Raw genomic sequence first — 16682 nt, 5'->3', positions numbered from 1 at the left:
GCTGACAGTCTCACTCCGCGCCCGTACGGGGGACGGCGCCCCGAGTGCAACACAAGGTGCAACGCGCTCGCTCGCAGCGTCTGCGTTGTGGCCCTGACCTGCGAAGACGTGCTGATTTTTGCATGCGTTGCACCTCGCGTTGCCGCGAAGAATCGCTCGCGTTCATCAGCACTCTGGGGACAGGGCCCCGGCGTTTGCCCGGCTCGTCCGACCTTGGGTCGGTTGACGTCGGCGGCGGGCCCCGGAAGCAGGCGAACACGGCCCCTGTGGATCATGGAGTTCTCTACGCTTCAAGATCCACGAAGGTGCCGTGTTCGTCCCACCATCATCCCCCATCCCTGCTCCTGTCTGCCCCGCACCCCGCCTGCCAGATCTGCGTGAGGGTGCCGCCCGGGATCAAGTCCGCAGCCTGGTCGCGGAGTTCGAGTCACTCACCGATCCGCGCGGAGCCAGCGGTGTGCGTTACCGGCTTTCCTCCCTGCTGGCCCTGGTGGTCTGCGCGATGACGCCCGCGGGCCACGACTCGATCACTGCGGCAGCGGAGTGGTGCCGGCGTGCGGCACCCGAGGAACTGGCCGCCTTCGGCCTGCCCTACCACCCGCTCCTGGGCCGTTACCGGGTGCCGAGCGAGAAGACCCTGCGCAGCGTGCTGGGGCGCCTTGATCCGGCCGAGCTCAGCGCGGCCGGGTTCGCCTACCTGACGTCCCTGCTCTCCGACGAGCGCGCGCATCCCGCGCTGCTGATGCCGGACGGCGGCCCGGAACGCGAGCAGCGCCGGGCCCACCAGGCTGCCGCCCAGACCGATCCGGGACCCTGTTGCCCATTCGGCTACGCGGCGAGGCTGAGTTCGAGTCGGGCGAGGTGGCTGGTGTGGCGGCGGTCGAGTGGCTTGCCGTTCCACCAGGCGTTCAGGCGGATGAGCCCCATTAGGTTGAGGGCGACGGCGCTGTGGACGTGTTCGAGGTGGGTCTTGGCCAGGCCGCGGTAGCGGGCCCGGCGACTGTCGGTGACGGTGAGGGCCTGGTGGATGGTTCCCTCGACGCCGGCGCGTAGGGCGTACGCGTCTTGCCAGTCCCGGTCGGCCTGCTCGGCACGGGCGGTGCGCAGGGCCTCGGTCAGCGGGCGCGGGTTCAAGGTGAGCTGGCGGAAGCCCCGGCGGCTGGTGGTGCACAACTCCCGGACCGGGCAGGGGCCGCAGGTCGGCTTGGTGAAAGCGACCACGATCATCGGATAGCCGTGTTGGGTGCACGGGCTCCAGGAGGAGCTGGCCCGGCCCTGGGGACAGGTGACCTGCTGGTACTTGAAGTCGATGGTGAACGCGTCGGCCTGGAAGCCCGCGTTCTCGCGGGCTTGGCGGGACTGGTCGAGCAGGACCGGGGTGATCAGTGCGATGCCGTAGGCCTGGCGGGACTTCACGATCAGGTCGGCGCTGGGGTAGCCGGAGTCGAGGTAGTGCTCGCCCGGGAGCAGGCCGCGGCGCTGCAACTGCTGGTGGATGCCGTCCAGGGCCTTGGTGTCGGGGACGGTGGAGGCAGTGGTGGCCACGTTCGTGATCAGGTTCGGGGCGGTGCGCTCCTTCTCGGGCGCGTCCGTGCAGCTCTCGCTCACGTGCAGCTTGAACCCGTTCCAGAAGGTGTCGCGCTTGGCGGACCAGCGGGTGTCGAGATCGTAGGGGGAAGCGATGCGCAGATGGCCGGGCGGCAGCCCGTCACCGCCCTCCTCGGTCCTGGCGCGGCGGGCCACGACCTCGCGTCCGCCCCGCGCTGTGGTACGGGTGTAGTTCTGCAGCAGCACAGTGCGCAGGGTCTGCACCGCGGGCAGCTCGCGCAGCCAGGGTTCGGAGCGCGGATCGTAGACGGCGCTGAGCAGGGCGAAGCCGTCGCGGGCGTAGGTCAGCGCGAGCTGGTCGCGCTTGGTGGCGGAGGAGGGCATGCGCCAGGTGTCGATGCGGGTGTCGTAGCGGCGCGACCAGCCGGGCACGTCCAGCACGTCGGCGACCCAGTGCGGCGCGGCCACTGTCAACGCCTCCACCGCCGCCCGCACGCTCTCCCCGGCCAGCTCCAGGCGGTTCAGACATCCCATGGCGTAGGGATGTCAAGCAGCTGCGGTGAGGGTTGCGTGGTGTGACCACGCGGTGGCCTCGTCGTAGAGGGTGCGGGTCTTGAGGCAACCGTGGAGGATGCCGACGAGCCGGTTGCCGAGCTGGCGCAGGGCGGGGTTGTAGCCGGCGTCGCGGGCGCGCTGCTTGTCGTAGTAGCGCCGCGCGCCGGGCGAGACGCTGATGGCGGAGAACGCTTGCTTGTGGAGGGCGTCGGCGAGGTGGTCGTTGCGCGCGTAGCGGGCCTGGACGCTGTGTGTCCTGCCGGAGGCGCGGGTGATCGGGCTGGTCCCGGCGTAGTTCTTGCGCGCCTTCGCGCTGGTGTAACGGGTGGGGTCGTCCCCGAACTCGGCCAACACCCGGGCACCGGTGACTTCGCCGATGCCGGGCATCGACAGGTAGATCTCAGCGTCCGGGTGCGCGAGAAAATGCGCACTCACCTGCTCTTCCAGCTCCGCTATCTGCTCGTTCATGGCGATCAGCAGTCTCGCGTGTGCGACCGCCGCCGCGGCGTAGGCGGAGACCACCAGTGCCGGGACGCCGAGCTGGGGCTCGCGCAGTGCGGCCCGGATCGCGGCGGCCTTCTGATCCCGGTGGTGTCGGCGTTGCCGGGCCAACACCGCCGTGATCTGCTGTTTCGTCAGCTTCGTCGCCCGCTCCGGGGTGGGCGCCTTGATCAGTAGCTCCAGCGCGTCGGTGCTGGTCAGCTCCAGCCCCGCGTAAGCGGCCAGCGCGCCGGGGAAGTACTCGCGCAGCGTGCTTCGCAACCGCTGGAAGGTGCGGGTGCGCTCCCAGATCAGGGTCTGGTGAGCACGGGCGACGACGCGGACGGCCTGGGCCTGCTCGCTGTCCCCAGCCACTGGCCGCAGCTGGGCGCCGTCAATGCGGACCATGTCCGCCAGAGCGTGCGCGTCGCCCTTGTCGCTCTTGGCCCCGGAAGTGCCGTACCGCTCCTTGAACCGGGCCGCCTGGCGGGGGTTTACCGCGTAGACCGTGTAGCCGGCTGCGATCAGCGCCTGGACCCACGGACCGCGCTCGGTCTCGATCCCGACCACCACCTGCCCCGGTTCCAGGTCATCGCCGCCATGCCGGGCGACCAGGGCGTGCAGCTTCGCGATGCCCGCAACGCCCTCCGGCAGCCGCGCTGAGGCCAGTCTGCGGCCCGTCGCATCCTGCAGCTCGACGTCGTGGTGGTCTTCGGCCCAGTCATCGCCGATGAACAGCACCAGCACCCAACCCTTCACTCTCGTACGGACCTTGCACAGCCGACGGAAGGCACGGCTCGCGCCCTAATGGATCAAGTGCTCACGCCCAACCACCCGGCGGGCACGCCATCCCATCAGCAGTCAGGCCTCCCGGCCGACCAGTAGGGGCACGGTCTGAACCCAGAGCTCCAAGGGCTCCGGTCCCGGTAGTGCTCACCTACTGGCGGCTACGGACCGTAGTCTCTCCTACCGCCCGACGAGCCCCATTAGGTCCCGCACCGCGGAGACGATGTAGGTGGAGTCGGTGCGCTGTTTGCCCCCGGCTGCGACCAGACCCTGCTCCGTCAGCCTCTTCAGCAGCAGGTCCAGGACCTTCTCCTCCAGATGGTGCTCGACCACCCGGGTACGGAACTGCGACAGCACGGTGAAGTCGAAGCCGGTGTCGGTCAGCTCCAACCCGAGCGCGTAGGCCCACGAGAGCCGGTCACGCACCGCCTCCGCAGCCTGGCGGTCCGTCAGGTTCTCCGCCATCTGGAACACCGTCACCAACGCCAGCCGACCCGGGGACCAGCCCGCCGGCCCCGTCGCGCCGAAAGCCTGCGCGAACTCCTCGTCCGGGAACAGTTCCCCCAGCCGGTCGCGCACCGCCACCGGCAGCGGCACCTGCCGCCCGTAGTTCTTCGCCCGCACCGCCCGCGCCACCACGGGATCCGGCTCCGGCCACGACTGCGGCTCCATCGACACGCCCATCCCACCCCACGACCGAGGATCAGAAAGGAACCGGCCGCACCACCAACCCTGCCAGCACCACCAAGCCACTGTCAGCTCTCAACTGCCAATGGGCAACAGGGTCGGCGCGGCGCCAAAGACGCCGGGCGATCGCGGTGGACGGCAAATGCCTGCGCGGTGCCAGGCGCCCTGACGGCAGCCGGGTCTTCGTGCTCTCCGCGGTCCGCCACGGCGACGGCATCACCCTGGCCTCCCGCGAGATCGGCGCGAAGACGAACGAAATCCCCGAGTTCGCACCCCTGCTCGACCAGATCGACGACGTGGACCTCGCCGGCGCGGTCATCACCGCCGACGCTCTCCACGCCCAGCACGCCCACGCCGCCTACCTGCACGAGCGCGGCGCCCATTACCTCCTCACGATCAAGAACAACCAGCGCGGTCAGGCCCGCCAACTCCACCGGTTGCCCTGGAAAGAGGTCCCCGTGATCCACCGTGACGACACCCGCGGCCACGGCCGCCACGAGCAGCGCCACGTACAGGTCGTCACCGTCGACGGCCTGCTCTTCCCCAACGCCCGTCAAGTCCTGCGCATCCAGCGCAGACGCCGCCTCTACGGGGCGAAGAAGTGGTCCAGCGAGACCGTCTACGCCATCACCGATCTGCCCGCTGAGCAGGCATCTGCCGCCGAGATCGCCGCCTGGGCTCGCGGGCACTGGACCGTGGAGAACACCGTCCACTGGGTGCGTGATGTCGTCTTCGGTGAGGACAAGTCCCAGGTCAGGACCCGCAATACGCCAGCCGTGCTCGCCGCCGTCCGCGACCTGATCCGCAGTGCACTCAAACTCGCCGGGTACGTCAACACCGCCGCCGGACGCCGAGCCCACACCGAACGCCACCGCGTCCTCGCCCTCTACGGCATCACATGACCAACCAGACATCCGAGGCAAACGCCGGGGCCCTGGGTTCCAGGGTGTGGACCCCGGCCTGATATGACGGGTTCGCTTCGACTCCCAGAGGGACACCGATGCCGGCACCTGCTGGGACGTAAGCACCGTCCACGGTGCGCATCAGAACACGGTCAAACTGCCGTACTTCCGCTCCCCGGCCGTCAGCGGTGCGGCAATCACGGTATGCGGAGGGCCCCCAAAAGCACCGAGACTCGGATGCATTTCGCCTATGTCGTAGGAGAGCCTGGTACACATCCGACCCGTGACATAGGCCCGCACCGACGGAAAGATCAGATCGTTGAGCGACATACGCTCGAGTGCAAGCCCCCCCAACGGTGACACGACGATCACCACAGCCGCGAGCACGGGCTCCCCAGGTACCCGCAGATACACCGCGACGGCCGACGCGTTCAGATCAAGCATGCAGCGACGCACCACGGACGTGCACAGATTGTCACGTTCCGCCATCCCAAATGCTTTGGACGGCCGCTGAGAGTGGAGTGCTGGAGACGGCATGTCACTCGCCCCAGTGCCTCAAAGATCACCTTTGTTCACCATACTGCGGGCACTACGCCTCGCGCACATCAACAGGGCGGGTTGATCGTGCGGCCAGGGTCATGATCCGGCTCGACAACGATGCGTCGACGCCCCGTGACGCCCCGCTGTGTACCCTGGCGTCCGTTGCCGTTGCCGTCAGACTGCCGGCAGGGGTGTCGGCCAAGGATGGTGTGGGGCACGGGCACCTTCTGAGCCGTAGCTCTATGTGGATCAGTCAGCTGCGGCCCTAGCGGTCGCGTCTAGGTCTCCAAGGGACGCTACGGGCCACGGGGCATTGCTGGGGCTGCTGGGTCACGTCCCGAAGTGGTGTATCGACGGCCACTCGGTGATCTTTTTTGTGGCTATGCGGTGAGTTCAGCGGGCAGGACGGTGTCGTCGGTTGCGGAGGACAGCAACCACGGCAGCCGGATCCGACCATCAATGGCTCTTGAGGACCTCACGATCAGTGGCCTGGACCGTAATGGCAATGCGATGTGCTCAGGGACGCCGCCGAGCGCACGCCGGCTTCACTCACCTCGTTCGACCTTCCGATGAAGACCGTGATGCGGATGAACCCCGGAATCGAGAAGGTGGCCGCGGGCCACGGTGGTGGGTCCGTCGTTATCTGGGAGACGCCCACCACTGCAACTATCGAGAGGAGTGGCGGCGATGGCCACTGAGCGCGTACTCGTCCGTCTCTTGCTGTTGTTCGGAGACCAGATCGAGGTGGTCGCGGTTGCGCCGCCAGGAGAGTGCGCCAACCTGGAGCGTTACCCGGCTTCTGAGATCGCCGATGCCCTCGGTGTCCGGGTGCATGATCTGTCGGGTGCCCGGCTGACCGCCGAGGTCGGCGAGGACAGTCGGCTGTCCGGCTGGCGGTTGGCCCGACCAGCTGACAAGCACATCACCCGAAACGGGGTCGGCGTAGCCGCACCTACCTTGCCAGGCGCGCCTTGCGTGCCACCGTGGGCGTCGTTGCTTGAACTCGACATCTGTCGGGTCCTTCAGGCGGCCCGCCTCGCCCGCACCCTCATCGGGCGGGGCGGGCCACGTGCCGCAGAAGGCCATCTCTGCAGGCGCGCCGGCGCGGGACTAGTGACGCTGATGGCATGGCCGAACGTCGCGTGATCGTGTCCCGCCCGACGAGACCGGCGGTCGGCATGTCCGGGTGGATGGCGAGACGCTCGGGAGGGCGTACGGAGTGCACAACCTGAGCGTGTTCTTGGAGCGGGTCGGCATGGAGGGCCTGGATGAGGTCGATGTGGCCGACTCGCCTCTGATCGAGTGGCACGGCGGAGGGCCCGAAGTCTGGCCGGCGATGCCGTGAGAACCGCCCGTCGCGGGGCGAGTCACCGTGGGCTGAGATCCCATCCCGACCGAGCAGTTGAACGGGCCCCTGAACACGCGCCACAGGCAGGGGCCGTCGCCCTGAGCGGTGGCCGCTTGGCACCGTGGTTTTCCGCAGGACCGGACACGGATGGGGCACGGACGCATTCTGATCCAAGACTCTCACAGCGACGACGTCGCCCTCCTCCTCCGTCCCATGCACTCCTTGGGCGGCCGTGATCGACGGTGGTAGAGGCCGCGCTGTGGCCAGGCTGACACCTTGCTGACACAGACGATGACGCCGCCTGAACGCCGGGTGTGCGAGTCTGACGGTGAGCACAGGCGCGAGCGGAGTCAGAAGAGGGCGGGGAGGCGCACGATGCGGGAGACGTATCACGGGGAGCTGGCCTCCATCGGGGATGGCCTGGTGGAGATGACACGACTGGCCGGCTCGGCGATGGGCCGGGCCACCAGCGCCCTGCTCGACGCCGACGTGCAACTGGCAGAGAACGTGATCTCGGCGGACGAGCGGGTTGATGACCTGCAACGAGATCTGGAGAACAAGGCGATCGCTCTGCTGGCGCGACAGCAGCCGGTCGCCACCGAATTGCGGATCGTCGTCACCTCGCTGCGAATGAGCGCGGATCTGGAGCGCGCCGGCGACCTGGCGCAGCACGTGGCCAAGCTGGCCCGGCGGCGCTCCCCTGATTGCGCGATACCTGGTGACCTGCACAGCACGATTCTCGAAATGGGTCAGCTGGCACAACGGCTGATGGCCAAGGTGGCCGACGTCATCGGCTCCAAGGATGTTGAGAAGGCCCTGCAATTGGAGCACGACGACGACCGTATGGATGAGCTGCATCGCACGCTTTATCAGCACCTGCTGGACCAGCGCTGGACGCACGGGGTCGAGACGGCAGTCGACGTGACCCTGGTGGGCCGCTACTACGAACGTTTCGCCGACCACGCGGTGTCAGTGGCCAGGCGTGTGGTCTACCTGGTCACCGGCGAATACACGGATGAGCTCACCCCGCCTCCCATCGTGGCCCCGGACGGCCTCGCATAACCTGCGCAAGCAGCGCACGCCCCTTCATCGCTGTGAGGCAAGAGCGGTCTGTATGAGGGGGCTCGGCAGTGGCCTGTCGTCTGTGTCCGTCGAGCGGTCAGATGCGCCAGGAGCGGATCCTGTTGGCGGCGCCGAACACGTTGTCCTTACCGGCGATGAGGTCCTTGCACAGTTCGACGAGTTCGCCGTAGGGGGCGTCGAGGCCCTCGCCGCCGGCGTGCATGTAGGCGAGGGTGACGGCGCACGCGTAGCGGACGTTGAGGGAGGGCAGCGGCCGCAGCAGGAGCAGGGTGTGCAGCAGCGCGGCCGCGCGCCAGGACGCGTCCGGGTCGACGCCGAGGCGGGGCGGGTCGACACGGTGGCGTGCCACGGCCGCGACGAGCGCCGAGAAGTCGCTGATGTGGGGCTGGTCGGGGAGGGCCACTTCATGCTGCTGCAGGAGCCAGCGGACATCGATGTGGATGGCGGGTGCCATTGCTCAGACAGCCCTGCCCGCCATGCCCGTATCCGGACCGTCGTCGATGCCCGCGGCGGCGATGGCATCGGCCAGCGCGGGGTCGGCGAAGACCCGCTGGAAGACTTCGGCGCCGTCCTTGAGGGCCCGGTGGTGGGCGATCGCATCGGCGGTGGACGCCCTCACGAACGTCTTCATCGGCACGCCCTGCTCCTTTGCGATCGCCCGGAGGTCCTCGAGCTCCGCATCGGAGAATTCCACGTTGAGTGCTGCCATGCGGGTAAGGCTACCGCTCGGGTACCCGGGATTCAATCACCGCAGGTCAGAGTGACCATCCTGGGTACCTGAGGGGTACGTCGCGGAGCCGGGTCCAGGAGATGGGGACCCCTTGAACGCGCTGGAGAGGCGGCGCCAGACACTTTCCGCGCCAACGCGACGAGCGGGAGCGATCACGTGGGCAGGCCCCCAACGTCCGCCCCGGGCTGGTTCCACAATGGTTCCGGGAAGGCTGGGACGTTCTGGATCTGCTCGCTGCCTGGATGGCCGGTGGGCAACTTCCCAACCATGAGGAGAAGTTCGGCGCCATGCGATGAGCGGCCGCCCTTCCGGTAGCTCTGTGCCAGCCCCCCCCGCGACCCTCACTTCACATCAGCTACGTCGGGAGCGTGTTGCGGCCATGGCCCGAGCCAGGTCGAACGCCGCTGCTGGATGGCGATGCTTCGTCCCGAGCTCTGCACCGCACCACGGGCCGATCCGCTGGAACTGGTCCAGCGCGGCGTTGTAGCACTGCGCCTCGACCAGGCCCTCTCTGCCAAAGTAGACCGAGTCAGGCATACTGGATGATTCATTGAGTCGAGGGCGGAGAAGGAGTAGTGCCCAGGTGGCCAGCACCAACGACCACGGGACCCCTGATCCGCAGGTAGCAGCCCGTTCCGCCGGCCCGCGCCGGTACACAGCGGAGTACAAGGCGAGGATCCTCGCGGAGTACGAGACGCTGGACAAGAAGGGCAAGGGTGCTCTGCTGCGGCGAGAAGGCCTGTACTCGTCGCTGATCACGACGTGGCGGCAGCAGCGGGACAAGGGTGCCCTGGACGCGCTCGCCGCCCCGGCCGGGAGGCCGAAGGCGGACCCGAGGGACAAGGAGATCGAGAAGCTCAAGGCGGAGAAGGCCCGGCTGGAGGCCGATCTGGCCAAGGCCCGCACCGTCATCGAGGTGCAGGGAAAACTCTCCGCGCTGCTCGACCAGTTCGCCACGGACAGCGCCCCGACCCGGCACGGCGAGAAGAACCAGTGAGCGAAGCCCAGGTCGCGGCCGTGGTGTTCGACACCGCCCGCGACCAGGCCCTCGAAGAGCTCACTTTGCTGGTCGGACGGGTCCAGGCGTGCGCGGCGCTCGGCGTGAGCCGGGCCACTTACTACCGCCACCACCGCCAGAGCCCCGCGCCCCAGCGGCCGCGGCGCGAACGGCGGCGGCATCCCCGGGCGCTCTCGCCCGAGGAGGAGATACGGGTCCTCGACGTGCTGCACTCCCCGGAGTTCGCCGACATGGCCCCCGCCGAGATCTACGCCGTCCTCCTCGACCGTGGCGTCTACCTGTGTTCGGAATCGACGATGTACCGGCTCCTGCGCCGGCGCGGCGAGGTCCGTGAACGCCGCCGCCAGGCCGTCCACCCGCCCCGGATAGTCCCCGAGTTGGTCGCCGAGGCTCCGAACCGCGTCTGGTCGTGGGACATCACGAAGCTGAAGGGGCCGGTGACGGGCGTCTACTACTGCCTCTACACAATCATCGACATCTTCAGCCGCTACACCGTGGGCTGGATGATCGCCGCCCACGAGAACAAGGATCTCGCGGAGCGTTTCCTGTCCGAGACGATCGCCAAGTACGGTATCGGACCAGGTCAGTTGACGATCCACTCCGACCGCGGGTCCCCGATGGTCGCGCAGAACGTTGCCCAGATGATGGCGGGTCTCGGCGTCACCAAGTCGCACTCCCGGCCAAAGACGTCCAACGACAACCCCTACAGCGAGAGCCAGTACAAGACCCTCAAATACCGGCACGACTTCCCCGACCGATTCGGCTCCCTCGAGGACGCCCGCGCGTGGTGCACCCGCTTCTTCACCTGGTACAACCAGGAGCACCGGCACTCCGGGATCGGCCTGCACACCCCCGACGACGTGCACTTCGGCCTCGCCGGACAACTCCGTGAGATGCGAGCCGACGTCCTGGAGACGGTCTACGCGAAGCACCCCGAACGCTTCGGCCGCAAACCCCCCGAGCCTCCAAAGCTCCCCGCAGCGGCCTGGATCAACAAGCCGACACCAGCAGGCCCACTGATACCGGCGCAACATTAGAACGACATGCCTGCCTTGATCGCTTTGACAGGTTCCGAGGTGGTGAGCCAGCAGATGGCGCAGCCGTGGCAGGCGCTCGTCGTGGTCGGGGACTTGGTTGAGTGACCGGGCGACGCTCTCCAATGAATCCTTGGCCACACGTGAGGACGGCAGCGGGGCATGGCCGGACCGGTGGGCGAGCTCGTCCAGGGCGAGCAGGCAGATACGGGCAAGGGGACTGCCGGTAGGCGCCCGGTGCGCCGCGCGTTCGGTGAAATCCATCGTCAGCTTGTTGGTCCCGGCCCATTTGTCACACCAGTACTGCAGTGCCTGCCAGTGCCCCATGTAGTAGTGGGGAGCGTGCGAAGAGCTCCAACCAGAGCTGCTGGAACTTGTCGTGCTCGAAACGCAGTCCACGAGCGACGGTGACCATCACGACCCACGACCCAGGGTCGTGGGATGCGAGCGGGGCCGCCTTCTCGGCCGCGTCCAACGCCTCCCTGAGCAGGAGTATGAATCGGGCCATGCGGTTGGCGGAGATGGTGTGTGCATATCCGCTGCCCCGCACCGCCCAGGCGCAGGATCCCGGGGCCGCCCGTACGCAGCCGCATGCGCAATCGGACCCCCTGGCTGCACAGCGGCGATGTTGCGCACCCGTCTGTTGCACAGGGCTGAACACATGTGGTCGGCTCGCCCCTGAGCCCGATCAAACAGCCGTCACCCTGCCTCCCCGCTGACGTGGGGGTGACTTCGTGACGACTCTGGCTAGACCAGCGGTTCGCTCAGGTCGATGGAGCGCAGTGCTGCCGACAGTGCGCGTTCGTCCCCGACATCGAGGGCTGTGTCGGTCAATTTGATGACGTGTTCGTCGCCGTGCGCCAGGGCCCGTTCGAAGACCTCTTCGGGGGTGTGGGTGCCTGGTGGGGTGTAGGCGACGGGGGTGTCGGGTGCGTACATCGCGGTCACCGCTGCGGATGCCGTCCAGGCGGCCCGCAGGCTTGGTACCCATAGGGCATGCGGGAGGGCAGGCAGGGAGCGCAGCACGGCATTGGGAGCTGTGGCCGCGTGGACCAGCATGGTCTCCTCGCCGTGGCCGTGGGTGGCATACCGGTGCGTGGCCGCCCGCACCAGTTCGGTGAGGCGGCGTCGCGCCTCGTGCGGGTCCGTGACCGCGGTCGCCCATACCGGCAGGCCCGTGACGCGGCCGAGCCGGGAGGGGAGGTTCCCCTCCCGCGTCGTGATGGGTGGCACCGTGTCCAGGGCGGCGGCTGCGCTGTCGGCGCCGGGCAGCGAGTCGAGGTCTGCGACAGGGTGGTAGCGGGCGGCCCAGTAGCCAAGGCCATGGGCGAGCTCGGTCAGACGTGGTTCGGTGCCGTCGTCCGTCAGCAGAGTGCGCACGGCATGGCCCACCCGGATCACGGGGTGGGTGGAGCCGCCATACATGCCGGGCAGGAGACGGGGCCACCATTCGGCGAGTACGTCGCGCCAGGGGCGCTCGGCGATCTCTCGGCCGAAGTAGCCGATCCAGTCCGCAGCGCGACGTGAGTCGCCCAGCGCGAAGCGCCAGTTGGCGGCTGTGACCGGCTCGACGCCGAGCGGGAACTCCTCGAGCTTGCGACTGTACGCATCGAGCCAGTGGTGCACCGAGCGGGCCTGGCCGTGCGTGGCGAGTGCCTCGACGGCCATCGGCGCGTGATTGGTGAGCCGCCCGAGCCTTTCCGGCCCTGAACTGTGCAGTCGCTGGAGTGCCTCGTCGAGGATTCCTGTCGTATCCATGCCGAGGACGGTAGGCGAGACGCCACGGTGGCGTAACAGGCTGAAGGCCTAAGCGGATGACCTGAAGTTCTGCGCGGAATCTGGAGCGGCAGCGGCGGCCTGGCGCGATGGCCTCGATGACGAGAAGACCTCGCCGGGTGTTGTATCGAGGTTGACCAAACTACGACAAAACCGGCGAGGTCAAGGCCAGTATGCGTCCGGCATCCGTGTTCGCCAACCGCCCCGGTCCGGCGTACCAGCACCTGTATCACCTGCTGCATCACCGGTGGCGAGAGGCCTCCCGCGCGGTGATCGTGCTGCTGTCCGCGGCCGGCATGACCGCAGGAGAGATCGGCGAGCTGCTCGGCTACCACCCGGCCACGGTGCGCCGCTGGATCCATCGCTACAACACCGCCGGCCTGGCGGGCCTGGCCGATCGCCCCCGCGCGGGGCGGCCCCGGCTCGGCGGGCCGAGGCTGGGCGAGCGCATCCGCCGCCTGCTGACCCGCCCCGGGCCGTGGACCATCCGCCGGATCTGGCGCCGCCTGGGCCGGCCGAAGATGAGCCTGCGCACCGTGTACCGGCACACTCGCGAACAGGCGGCCTGGCGGCGGCCCCGCCTGGTGGCCAGGGGTGACCCCGAGCGCAGGCGCACCCTCGCCGCCCTGCGCCGCCAACTCGCCGCCCTGCCCCACGGGTCGGTGGTCTGGGCCGAGGACGAGACCCACCTGCACCTACTGCCGCACGTGCGGGCGAGCTGGATCCTGCGCGGGACGCGGCAGCAGGTGGCCACCCCAGGCAAGAACCGGCAGGCCACCGTCTTCGGGGCCCTGGAAGTGGCCACCGGCGCCTGGGTCTACACCCTGGGCCGCCGCAATGCCGCCGCCTTCGTCGCCTTCCTCCAGCTACTGCTGGCCGCCTACCCCGCCGCCCCGGTCGTCGCGGTGGTCTGCGACAACGACAGCATTCATCACGCGAAGGCGGTGACCGCCTACCTGGCCGACCAGCCCCGCCTGCGCCTGCTGTTCGGCGCCCGCTACAGCCCGCACGACAACCCGGTCGAGCGCATCTGGGCCGCGCTGAAGGCCCACATTGCCAACACCGCCGTCACCTGGCCGGGCCGCCTGCGCCAGGTCCACGCCTTCTTCCGGCAGCGCTCACCCACCCAGATGCTGACCACCGCCGCACCCTGGGCCTCGCCCTGGCTGCCGAAGAGTTACGCGCAGAACTTCAGGCAAGCCGCTTAGGACCGGACCTAGGTCCGTCGAACCCGCGCATGGCACGCCTGAGCTTCGGAAGATGCGGCGTTGGGCTGGTAATCTACCAGGTAGTCCGCGAGCTACAGACACCCCGCGCCCCGCCCCCGCCCGCCGAAGGCTCTTCAGCGTGGACCCATGGGTCGACCGCCATACGTCAGGCCGATGCATCCGTGACTTCGGGTAAGACACGAAGATGCTGAACGACCCGAAGAGCTTCGGCGGTCATCTCGGCGGACATCCTCGGCTATGACGGGCGGCCGCCGAACTGCCAGTTGTGTACCTCGATGTCGGCGTACCGGTCCGGGGTCAGGATGGCGCGTGCTGTGTCCGGGTCCGGTGCCCGGACCAATACCCCCGTGCCCAGCCAGGTGGCACCGTCGTCGGACAGCAACGGCCCGTATGCGATCAACTCGTCCCGGTCGGGCGGCACCGCGAGATCGGCGGCCTGCCCCGTGCCGAGGCCGAGCACCAGATACCGGTTGCCGCCGGTCCGACCGCCGGGGAAGTCCCACATGGTGCGCCCCAGCGTGTTGCGCCATCGTCGTAGCAGCACGTCCCGGTAGACGCCGGCCTGGTAGTTCGGCTCGTCGAAGGCGAACGCGCGGGCAGCGGCAGGATCGGGCAGGTCGACGATATGCACGCTTCCGGTGGGTGTGTCGCCGTCCTCGGCGAGGGTCGGGCCCCGGGCGATCATCTCCTTCGCGTACTGGTCCATGTAGGACCAATGCTCTTCCAGCAGGTCGTCGCGTAGCGGAAGGGAGCCGGGCCGGTCGCGGTGGTAGCAGAGGAACTCCATGCCCATAGGGTCTCTTCAGGGGGTCACGAGGGCGAGCGAGTTTCGGAAAGTGGATCTTGCTCGCGAGATGATCTTGGGTCGTGGCCCCTGGGTATCTGACGCACGAGCAATGGGCCGTGTTGGAGGGGTTGTTGCCTATGGGCAAGAAGCCCTGCCGGCCCTCGACAAGGGTGGCCTGCCCGCGGCATTCCGCCCGCAGTTGAGTCCGTAGTCGTCCAATGAGGGGGCGTGGATCTGACCCACGCGATCGCTGCGCCCGACCACAACTCGCAAGACTTTGGAGACTTTGTACCGGACGGGCACTCGGCAATCGCCGCTGCCCGCATCCCAAAGAAGTACCCAGAGCCCGCCCGACGCCCCTGAGCAGAGTTCACGCGGTGGATCGAGGTTGACAGGTGGAGCCCCGTGCGGGTGTCCTGTCCCGCGCGGTTGGGGTGATTCAGCCCAGATCCACCGGCTTGATTTCGGTGTGATCGTTTCGGGGTCGTGCAGGCCGTGTCGGGGTTGAGTTGCGGATTCGGGCGTGAGGTGGCCGCTGGTCTACCCAGCTCTTCCACTTTTCCGCAGGTCTCGGGCTCTTTCGGGCAGGTCGGTCAGGGAGTGTCAGGGGGCTGGTGGCGCGTGCACGATGTTGAAGAGCTGGGTGAAGTTGGTGCTCCAGGGCCAGCGTGCGGGCAGGTGCAGGGTGAGGCGGCGGGCCGAGCGGGCCAGGCGGGCGGGCACGTTGATCAGGTGGTCCCGGATGGTGGCGGTGGTCGCTCTGGCATGGAACGTGCCGGCCAGTGCGCCGGCGGCGCGGGCCAGGTTGTGTGCCAGGGCTGCCAGGGCGAGCCAGGCGGCATTGGCCTGGAAATGCCCGGAGGGCGCGTGGGCGAAGGCGCTGTTCTTGACATCCGCGATCACCTGCTCGACGACAGCGTGCCGTCGATGGTCACGCTCGGCATCGTTCAAGGAGAGCGGGGAGTCGGTGAACGCGGCGTGGTAGCGCCAGGTGTCAAACAGCGTGCCCTGTCCGGCGGGGACGGCTTGCGCTCAGGCGTTTGACGCGGCGCACGATCAGACGGGCGGTGACCTGCTGCTTCTTCGGCTTGGAAGTGAAGGCGGTGTAGGTGGTCTCGGCTATCTCGGCGTCGGAGATCCAGCACTGGCCCTCCTCGTCCCAGACCGCCTCGGGGTACTTGATCGGCGTCCAGGCGTCCTCATCGATGCGGGCGATGGCGGTCTTGACGGAAGCGTTCATCCGCACGGTGATGGAGAACCGCGCGCCCAGCGCCCGGCAGGAGTTGACGACATCGGCGCCGTAGAACGCCGAGTCCGCGCGCATCACCAGCAGGCCGCTGGCGCCGCAGGCGCGGGCGGTGTGGATGGTCTCGGCGACGAACGCCGCCGCTCCGCGCGCGGAGTTCGAGGGTCCCTTGCGTAGCCTGGTGGCGGCGATGACCGGGGCGGCCAGGGGTGTGGAGACGATGCCGAGCAGCGCGTTCAGGCCCTTGACCTTGCTGTATCCGTAACCGGCGCCCTGCTTGGCGTAGCCGTAGGTGCGGCGGATGGTGTCATCGATGTCCACGTAGGCGACCTGGTCCGCGCCGGGCAGCAGCGGGGCGTGACGGGCCAGTTCGGGAAGGAACCGGCGGGCCACAGCGTGCAGTTGCTTCACATGCCCGTGCGTGAAGGAACGCAGGAACGACCCCAGCGTGGACGGGGCCCGCGCACCGGAGAACAGGCGGCCCATCGCGCCGTGCCGCACCCGGTGCATGTCGTCGATGCTGTCGGCGCCCGCGACCATGCCACCCACCAGCGACATCACCTTCGCCGCGGGGAAGGCACCGGTGCCGTCCTTCGAGGCCGGCAGACGGATGTACTCCCCGACCAGTGCGGGCAGACCGCACCGCTCGGCCAACCGCACCACCGGCTCCAGGCCGCCGTACGCGATCAGGTTCGGGTCGTCGAACGCGGATGAGACCGCCGCCGCGGCATGGGAAGATTGCATCTCGGAAGTGCCTTGCTGATCGTGCCTGATGTGGTCCTAGAGAAACCCCATCATCGCAGGTCACAAGGCACTTCTTCGTTCCCCGAGAAACCGTCCACAGGCATCAAGCCGGTGGATCCGGGTTCAGCAGGTCGTAGGCCGTACGAGATGACACGCGGGGCATGGGACTTGGCCCGCTCGACTCGACTC

15 protein-coding genes and 2 pseudogenes are annotated in these 16682 nt (G+C 68.3%); 7 read left to right on the top strand and 10 right to left on the bottom strand.

Annotated elements, in window-relative coordinates; all coding sequences use genetic code 11:
• Positions 1-310 precede the first annotated feature (310 nt).
• Positions 311-808, top strand: a pseudogene (locus ACQEXA_RS03280) (transposase family protein); the annotation flags it as partial.
• A 20-nt stretch (positions 809-828) separates the two neighbouring features.
• On the opposite strand, the gene ACQEXA_RS03275 reads toward ACQEXA_RS03280, so the two are convergent.
• From ACQEXA_RS03275 to ACQEXA_RS03265, 3 genes are all read right to left on the bottom strand, one after another.
• Positions 829-2082, bottom strand: coding sequence for a transposase (locus ACQEXA_RS03275; RefSeq protein ID WP_433128529.1), 1254 nt, complete (start codon positions 2080-2082; stop codon positions 829-831).
• Positions 2083-2094: 12 nt separating this feature from the next.
• A complete protein-coding gene (locus ACQEXA_RS03270) occupies positions 2095-3324 on the bottom strand; it encodes an IS110 family transposase (RefSeq protein WP_432938746.1) in 1230 nt (409 codons plus the stop codon).
• A 225-nt stretch (positions 3325-3549) separates the two neighbouring features.
• Positions 3550-4041: a transposase gene (locus tag ACQEXA_RS03265; RefSeq protein WP_433128527.1), complete on the bottom strand. Its 492-nt coding sequence runs from the start codon at positions 4039-4041 to the stop codon at positions 3550-3552.
• An 80-nt stretch (positions 4042-4121) separates the two neighbouring features.
• Between ACQEXA_RS03265 and ACQEXA_RS03260 the strand changes: the two genes are divergently transcribed.
• Positions 4122-4958: an ISAs1 family transposase gene (locus ACQEXA_RS03260; protein ID WP_433134438.1), complete on the top strand. Its 837-nt coding sequence runs from the start codon at positions 4122-4124 to the stop codon at positions 4956-4958.
• Positions 4959-5099: 141 nt separating this feature from the next.
• Here ACQEXA_RS03260 and ACQEXA_RS03255 read toward each other — a convergent pair whose 3' ends face one another.
• Entirely contained in the window at positions 5100-5402 is a 303-nt protein-coding gene (locus ACQEXA_RS03255) for a hypothetical protein (RefSeq protein WP_432937318.1), read from the bottom strand.
• A 783-nt stretch (positions 5403-6185) separates the two neighbouring features.
• On the opposite strand from ACQEXA_RS03255, the gene ACQEXA_RS03250 reads away from it, so the two are divergent.
• The 3 genes from ACQEXA_RS03250 to phoU all read left to right on the top strand — a co-directional run bounded on the left by ACQEXA_RS03250 (position 6186) and on the right by phoU (position 7908).
• Entirely contained in the window at positions 6186-6644 is a 459-nt protein-coding gene (locus ACQEXA_RS03250) for a hypothetical protein (RefSeq protein ID WP_432937320.1), read from the top strand.
• 73 nt (positions 6645-6717) lie between these two features.
• On the top strand, positions 6718-6843 hold the full coding sequence (locus ACQEXA_RS03245; RefSeq protein WP_432937323.1) for a hypothetical protein: 126 nt from the start codon (positions 6718-6720) through the stop codon (positions 6841-6843).
• 378 nt (positions 6844-7221) lie between these two features.
• Positions 7222-7908, top strand: coding sequence for a phosphate signaling complex protein PhoU (gene phoU, locus ACQEXA_RS03240; protein ID WP_432939927.1), 687 nt, complete (start codon positions 7222-7224; stop codon positions 7906-7908).
• Between the two features lie 97 nt (positions 7909-8005).
• Here phoU and ACQEXA_RS03235 read toward each other — a convergent pair whose 3' ends face one another.
• A complete protein-coding gene (locus tag ACQEXA_RS03235) occupies positions 8006-8383 on the bottom strand; it encodes a toxin Doc (protein WP_433128525.1) in 378 nt (125 codons plus the stop codon).
• A gap of 3 nt (positions 8384-8386) precedes the next feature.
• Positions 8387-8638, bottom strand: a complete 252-nt coding sequence (locus ACQEXA_RS03230; RefSeq protein ID WP_433128523.1) for a hypothetical protein — start codon at positions 8636-8638, stop codon at positions 8387-8389.
• Between the two features lie 604 nt (positions 8639-9242).
• On the opposite strand from ACQEXA_RS03230, the gene ACQEXA_RS03225 reads away from it, so the two are divergent.
• Positions 9243-10714 (top strand): IS3 family transposase gene (locus tag ACQEXA_RS03225; RefSeq protein WP_433128521.1). Its coding sequence is split into 2 segments (ribosomal slippage): positions 9243-9582 and positions 9582-10714, totalling 1473 coding nucleotides; the frame shifts between segments, so codons are not numbered across the junction.
• Between the two features lie 289 nt (positions 10715-11003).
• Here the strand turns inward: ACQEXA_RS03225 and ACQEXA_RS03220 are convergent.
• On the bottom strand, positions 11004-11219 hold the full coding sequence (locus ACQEXA_RS03220; protein WP_432937332.1) for a hypothetical protein: 216 nt from the start codon (positions 11217-11219) through the stop codon (positions 11004-11006).
• Between the two features lie 239 nt (positions 11220-11458).
• On the bottom strand, positions 11459-12469 hold the full coding sequence (locus ACQEXA_RS03215) for a questin oxidase family protein (RefSeq protein ID WP_433128519.1): 1011 nt from the start codon (positions 12467-12469) through the stop codon (positions 11459-11461).
• A 191-nt stretch (positions 12470-12660) separates the two neighbouring features.
• Here ACQEXA_RS03215 and ACQEXA_RS03210 point away from each other — a divergent pair, with 191 nt between their 5' ends.
• Entirely contained in the window at positions 12661-13695 is a 1035-nt protein-coding gene (locus ACQEXA_RS03210; protein ID WP_432923211.1) for an IS630 family transposase, read from the top strand.
• Positions 13696-13951: 256 nt separating this feature from the next.
• On the opposite strand, the gene ACQEXA_RS03205 is transcribed toward ACQEXA_RS03210, so the two are convergent.
• Together ACQEXA_RS03205 and ACQEXA_RS03200 are read right to left on the bottom strand one after the other, a co-directional pair.
• Positions 13952-14503 (bottom strand): YciI family protein, encoded by a 552-nt coding sequence (locus ACQEXA_RS03205; RefSeq protein ID WP_432937336.1) that lies wholly within the window; start codon positions 14501-14503, stop codon positions 13952-13954.
• A 603-nt stretch (positions 14504-15106) separates the two neighbouring features.
• Positions 15107-16493: pseudogene (locus tag ACQEXA_RS03200) on the bottom strand (IS1380 family transposase).
• Between the last annotated feature and the right edge of the window lie 189 nt (positions 16494-16682).

It is taken from the genome of Streptomyces sp. CA-106110, assembly GCF_050936285.1.
GTDB lineage: Bacteria > Actinomycetota > Actinomycetes > Streptomycetales > Streptomycetaceae > Streptomyces.
Note: the sequence above shows the minus strand (reverse complement) of the source record. Positions and strands in the feature narration are given on the sequence as shown.

Coding starts and splice junctions, on each gene's coding strand:
- ACQEXA_RS03275 (WP_433128529.1), bottom strand. CDS start 2,082: ATGGGATGTCTGAACCGCCTGGAGCTGGCCGGGGAGAGCGTGCGGGCG.
- ACQEXA_RS03265 (WP_433128527.1), bottom strand. CDS start 4,041: ATGGAGCCGCAGTCGTGGCCGGAGCCGGATCCCGTGGTGGCGCGGGCG.
- ACQEXA_RS03255 (WP_432937318.1), bottom strand. CDS start 5,402: ATGCTTGATCTGAACGCGTCGGCCGTCGCGGTGTATCTGCGGGTACCT.
- ACQEXA_RS03250 (WP_432937320.1), top strand. CDS start 6,186: ATGGCCACTGAGCGCGTACTCGTCCGTCTCTTGCTGTTGTTCGGAGAC.
- phoU (WP_432939927.1), top strand. CDS start 7,222: ATGCGGGAGACGTATCACGGGGAGCTGGCCTCCATCGGGGATGGCCTG.
- ACQEXA_RS03235 (WP_433128525.1), bottom strand. CDS start 8,383: ATGGCACCCGCCATCCACATCGATGTCCGCTGGCTCCTGCAGCAGCAT.
- ACQEXA_RS03230 (WP_433128523.1), bottom strand. CDS start 8,638: ATGGCAGCACTCAACGTGGAATTCTCCGATGCGGAGCTCGAGGACCTC.
- ACQEXA_RS03220 (WP_432937332.1), bottom strand. CDS start 11,219: ATGGCCCGATTCATACTCCTGCTCAGGGAGGCGTTGGACGCGGCCGAG.
- ACQEXA_RS03215 (WP_433128519.1), bottom strand. CDS start 12,469: ATGGATACGACAGGAATCCTCGACGAGGCACTCCAGCGACTGCACAGT.
- ACQEXA_RS03210 (WP_432923211.1), top strand. CDS start 12,661: ATGCGTCCGGCATCCGTGTTCGCCAACCGCCCCGGTCCGGCGTACCAG.
- ACQEXA_RS03205 (WP_432937336.1), bottom strand. CDS start 14,503: ATGGAGTTCCTCTGCTACCACCGCGACCGGCCCGGCTCCCTTCCGCTA.